This is a genomic window from Erwinia endophytica (genome assembly GCF_009295515.1).
GTDB lineage: Bacteria > Pseudomonadota > Gammaproteobacteria > Enterobacterales > Enterobacteriaceae > Erwinia > Erwinia endophytica.
Genome location: NZ_RQVV01000039.1, coordinates 1 through 4,864 on the forward strand (window position 1 = coordinate 1; position 4,864 = coordinate 4,864).

The 4,864-nt window shown below is 61.2% G+C and carries 5 protein-coding genes; all 5 read left to right on the top strand.

What is annotated here, in order from left to right; genetic code table 11:
* The first annotated feature begins 60 nt into the window (after positions 1-60).
* The 5 genes from tssK to EH228_RS12420 are packed head-to-tail and all read left to right on the top strand — an operon-like array spanning position 61 to position 4,666.
* Complete coding sequence (tssK, locus tag EH228_RS12400; RefSeq protein WP_152321967.1) at positions 61-1,401, top strand: type VI secretion system baseplate subunit TssK; 1,341 nt, start codon at positions 61-63, stop codon at positions 1,399-1,401.
* Positions 1,398-2,087, top strand: a complete 690-nt coding sequence (gene tssL, locus EH228_RS12405) for a type VI secretion system protein TssL, short form (RefSeq protein WP_152321968.1) — start codon at positions 1,398-1,400, stop codon at positions 2,085-2,087. The genes tssK and tssL overlap by 4 nt, the downstream gene beginning before the upstream one ends.
* Positions 2,084-3,802, top strand: a complete 1,719-nt coding sequence (locus EH228_RS12410) for an OmpA family protein (protein WP_152321969.1) — start codon at positions 2,084-2,086, stop codon at positions 3,800-3,802. Before tssL ends, EH228_RS12410 begins: the two co-directional genes overlap by 4 nt.
* 3 nt (positions 3,803-3,805) lie before the next feature.
* On the top strand, positions 3,806-4,297 hold the full coding sequence (gene hcp, locus EH228_RS12415; protein ID WP_152321970.1) for a type VI secretion system effector Hcp: 492 nt from the start codon (positions 3,806-3,808) through the stop codon (positions 4,295-4,297).
* Between the two features lie 36 nt (positions 4,298-4,333).
* Positions 4,334-4,666, top strand: a complete 333-nt coding sequence (locus EH228_RS12420) for a hypothetical protein (RefSeq protein ID WP_152321971.1) — start codon at positions 4,334-4,336, stop codon at positions 4,664-4,666.
* The last annotated feature ends 198 nt before the right edge of the window (positions 4,667-4,864 follow it).

Below are 4,864 nucleotides of genomic sequence, written 5' to 3' on the forward strand. Positions count from 1 at the left end.
GACGTCAGTCTGTCGCTGGTTTCCCAGATGCCGAAGGCGAAAGCATAAGGCAGGACGCCGATGAAAACGGAACAACCGTTATGGGGGCGGGGGATCATGATCTCGCCCCAGCATTTTCAGCAGCAGGCCGCTCACACGGCCTGGTCTGCCGAATGTATTGCCCGGATGGGGCTGACCCATCCCTGGGGGGTTATCCGGGCTTCTTTTGAACCGGAGATGCTGAAACTCGGCCGTCTGCAGGCCAGCCATCTGCATGTCCGTTTTCAGGACGGCACGCTGATCGACAGCGACAGTGCCGGTGATCTGCCGCCGGCACTGTCGCTGGCGGGCGAGTCACATGAGAGCGTGGTGGTGCTGGCGCTGCCGTTGCTGCGGGCTAACGGCGGCAACTGCCTGAAGCCGGATGAAGTGGCTGAACGTCCGGTGCGTTACCGCCAGTGCTGGCGCGAGGTGCGCAACCAGTTTGGCGACGATGACCGGCAGATTGCGGTGATGCAGCCGGCGCTGAGCCTGCGCTTTGCCCGTCAGGACAACAGTGATTACCTGACCTGTCCACTGGTCCGTCTGCTGCAGGATCAACAGGGGATCTGGACGCTGGACGACACCTTCCTGCCCCCGCTACTGACCGTGCAGGGCAGCCGCTGGCTGACTGCCCAACTGGAGCAACTGATGACGCAGCTCCGCGCCCGTCTGACCCGGCTGATGGCGATGCGCCGTGAGAGCAATGCCCGGATGGCGGATTTTGCGGTGGCGGATGTGTCCCTGTTCTGGCTGCTGAATGCCCTGAACAGCGCCGAGCCGGTGCTCGGGCAGTTTCTGCGTTACCCGCAGAGCGCGGCGGAGCGTCTGTACCCGGAACTGGCCCGTCTGGCGGGCAGCCTGCTGACGTTTTCACTGGAGCACCAGGTCAGCGACATTCCGGTCTGGCAGCATGAACAGCTGAACGCGGTATTTCCGCCGCTGTTTGACTTACTGGGCGACCTGCTCGAGGCCAGCCTGCCGTCGCGGGTGGTGGCGATTGAGCTTGAGCATGATGCCCGGCTTCACTTCTGGCAGGCCCGTCTGCATGACCCACGCCTGCGTGAAGGGGCGGATTACTACCTCTCCGTACGTTCACCGATGCCGGTGGCACAACTGCAGGAGCAGTTCCCGCGCCAGTGCAAGGTCGGCAGTCCCGATCATGTCAGGAGTATCGTCAATTCATCACGGGTGGGCGTTCCTCTGACGCCACTGCGTCATGTGCCGGCAGCCATTCCACTGCGTCTGGAAAACCAGTATTTCAGCCTCGATGTCTCTCATCCTCTGGCCACCGAAATGCTTCAGGGCGGCACCTGCATGTTTTACGTTCCGGGCATGCTCGGCGAGCCTGAACTTGAACTCTTTGCGGTACTGAGAACATGAGTGAGCGTAAACGCGGCGCGGCCGCGTCCATTGATATTGATGCCCTGCTGCAGGACACCTGGCTGCAGGTGATTAGCCTGCGTCACGGTCCGACGTTTCAGGATGGAGAAGGACGCACGTTGTGGGAGCGCTGCATTGCTGATGTCGAACGTGTGCAGCGTGAGCTGAAAGCGAGCGAACTCGATGAAGCCAGCTGTCAGCATATTCTCACTGCCCAGTGTGCGCTGCTTGATGAGGCGGTAAAAGGTCGCGGTGTAGAGGATGATGCCTGCGTGCAGTGGTACGACATCCCCTTGCAGGGGCACTTTCTTGGCACGATGGATGCCGGTGACACGCTGTGTGAGCGTATGCGCGATGTGCTGCGTGAACCGGTGCCGGACTGTGCGGTGCTGACCTGCTTTCACCGGGTGATGCTGCTGGGGTTCCTGGGCAGTTTTCGCTCGCTGGATGACCCCGAACGGCAAAAGCTGCTCAGTGCGCTCAGTGAACAGGTTGCGCCCTTCAGCCATTCGCCTTCCGGTCCGGTGCTGGCGGAAAGCCGGGCCGGACGCGGTACAGGCGGCGGGTTCTCTTCATGGCCGGTGCGCACGGGGCTGGGCCTGCTGGTTCTGGCCGGCCTGTGGTGGGGACTGGATCACTGGCTGAGTCAGTTGCTGGCCACCCTGTTACCTGGGGTGGCGCAGTGAGTCCTGCACAACAACGGCTGCTGGCGCTGTGGGCTCTGCTGCTGAGCGCGGTGGTCTGTCTGGTCTTCCTGCCAGTTTCCCGGATGGTCGCTGTGGCGATACTGCTGGCGGTGTGGGGAGGGATTGCGGTGGTCTGGTCCGTGACCCGTCGCCGGGCAGACGATGAAACCGGCTTCTGTTTCGATAACCTGCCGGCGGCGACATATCGTCAGCCGGTGGTGCTGGTCTGCGGTGATTTGCCGCAGAGCTGGCCTGGTTCGTCGCCGGTGCTGACGGTCTCTCAGGGATGCTGGATAAGACTGGAAGACCATCAGAATGTGACGCAGGTGGCCCGCCAGTTGCTGTGGCAGCGCCCGGAGTGGGGACGCCAGCTGTCCGTTCTGGTCAGTGTCTGTCCGCAGAAGCAGACGGATACAGACTCGCTGACCAGCCGTCTGCTGGCCCTGCGCTGGCAAATCAGCCGGCTGCGCCGGGAAACCGGGCATACCGTGCCGCTGGTACTGAGCGGTCAGGTGGGTAGCGCAATGATGAACGATATGCTCTGGCAGATGGCCATTCCGGGGGAGGGCATCAGCGTCTGGCGTGACGCGGCGGCGCCGGAACCGGTGGCAGCCCGGAGCAGCGCCGGGGGCGCGATGGCCATGCAGCCGCAGGTCCTGATGAACAGCCTGACGGACTGGTTTCATCAGCATGCCGGCGCGGTGTTTACGGATGCGCGTCCGGATATCCCGGTGGTGACACCGGCCGTGGTGCTGTGGGGACTGGGCCCGGTTCTGGCGGGCAGCCTGTCTTCGTCAGCCTGGACCGCCTGGTTACAGCGTCATACCGCGCTGCGACACGCCGCCGGCTGGCATCCGGTTGGGACAGACAGTACGGTGCTGTCGCTGCTGCCGGAGGTGGTACTGCCGCTGTTGCCGGCAGGTCGGGGACTGACGCCCCGCCAGCGTCTGTGGCGCAATGGCGTGACGCTGTTCATCCTCGCCGCCGTGGCGGCGCTGCTGAGCAGTGCCTGGCATAACCGCCAGTTACTGCACCGGGTGAGCGTCGACATTCAGCAGTATGAGCATATCCCCATGAATGACTACGGCCCGAAAGCAGAAGCCGTTAATGTCCTGCGTCAGGATATGGCACAACTTGATGGCTGGGCGCGTAATGGCGAACCGCTGCGAATGAGCCTCGGACTGTATCAGGGCGGGCGTCTGCGTCAGCCGCTGCTGAATGCCATCCGCACGTATGTGCCGCAGCCGCCACCCCCGCCGAAGCCGGAACCCAAAGCCGTACCGGTGCCGAAGACGGTACGTCTCGACAGCCTGTCGCTGTTCGATTCCGGGAAGTCGGAACTGAAAGCCGGCTCAACAAAAATGCTGGTGAATTCCCTGGTGGATATCAAAGCCCGGCCCGGCTGGCTGATAGTGATCAGCGGACATACTGACAATACCGGCAGTCCACAACAAAATCAGGCGCTCTCCCTGAAACGCGCCGCGGCGGTGCGGGACTGGATGCGCGACACCGGCGACGTGCCGGAAAGCTGTTTTGCGGTGCAGGGCTATGGTGCAAGTCGCCCTGTTGCCACCAATGACACGCCGGCGGGTCGTGCGCTTAACCGGCGGGTCGAAATCAGTCTGGTACCGCAGGCAGATGCCTGTCAGATACCGGATACAAAAACGGCGTCGCCGGATGAAAGCGACGCACCAACTCAAGAAATGGAGATGTAAACCATGGCAATTCCTGTTTATCTGTGGCTGAAAGACGACGGTGGTGCGGACATCAAAGGTTCCGTGGATGTGAAAGACCGTGAAGGCAGCATCGAAGTGGTGGCGCAGGAACATAACCTGTACATCCCGACCGACAACAACACTGGCAAACTGACCGGCACGCGCATTCATACACCTTTCCTGTTCACCAAGGAAATCGATTCATCCAGTCCGTACCTGTACAAGGCGGTGACCACCGGTCAGACGCTGAAGTCAGCCGAGTTTAAGTGGTACAAAATCAACGATGCCGGGCAGGAAGTGGAGTACTTCAACACGAAGCTTGAGAACGTGAAGGTGGTGAAGGTGAATCCGGTGATGCACGACGTCAAAAATCCCGTCTTTGAGAAGCACAACCACCTCGAATCCATTGAGCTGCGTTACGAAAAAATCACCTGGACCTACACGGACGGCAACATTATTCATTCCGATTCGTGGAATGAACGCGCCACGGCGTAATTCGCTTTTTATCCGTCAGTTTATTACGGCACACGGGTGTGTGCCGCTTTACAGGAGGTCTCTATGTCCCTGGCTCAGTGGGCAACACACTGGCAGAAGGACCCGCGCTTCAGCCGGAACTACACGGCGCGACTGGTTGAGAAAGCCTGCGCGCTGGATGCGCAGCTTCACAGCGCGTACTGCGCAGGTCAGCTGAAAGTGATAGCCGGACCGCACCGCAAGGCCGGGCCCGGTGGAGGCGGTGATGCCCGCCTGCACATGACGCTGCAGCCTGCCGCAAATGCCAGCTGCTGGCACGTCATTCTTGATGACAGCGCGACACGTCCCGTGAAGGTTGAAAAGCGGGAGCGCCTGGGGCACCGCTTCTGACCGGTACCCGGCACGGCATCTGATGGCTGTGCCGGTTCCTGAGCCGCTTTTTCTGCTGAGTCTCTGCCCAGGCGGAACCTCAGCAGAAAACGTTCCTCATACCACAGATGAGATTTCAGACCTGATGCGCTTTGGTCAGTCCGCAGCGAGGGCGGTAGCGTGCCCGGGAAAAATAAAGAGAGAGCCTCATGGAAAATC

Bases quoted from the DNA above. Each gene is read 5' to 3' on its own strand.
- tssK (WP_152321967.1), top strand. From the start codon at position 61: ATGAAAACGGAACAACCGTTATGGGGGCGGGGGATCATGATCTCGCCC.
- hcp (WP_152321970.1), top strand. From the start codon at position 3,806: ATGGCAATTCCTGTTTATCTGTGGCTGAAAGACGACGGTGGTGCGGAC.
- tssL (WP_152321968.1), top strand. From the start codon at position 1,398: ATGAGTGAGCGTAAACGCGGCGCGGCCGCGTCCATTGATATTGATGCC.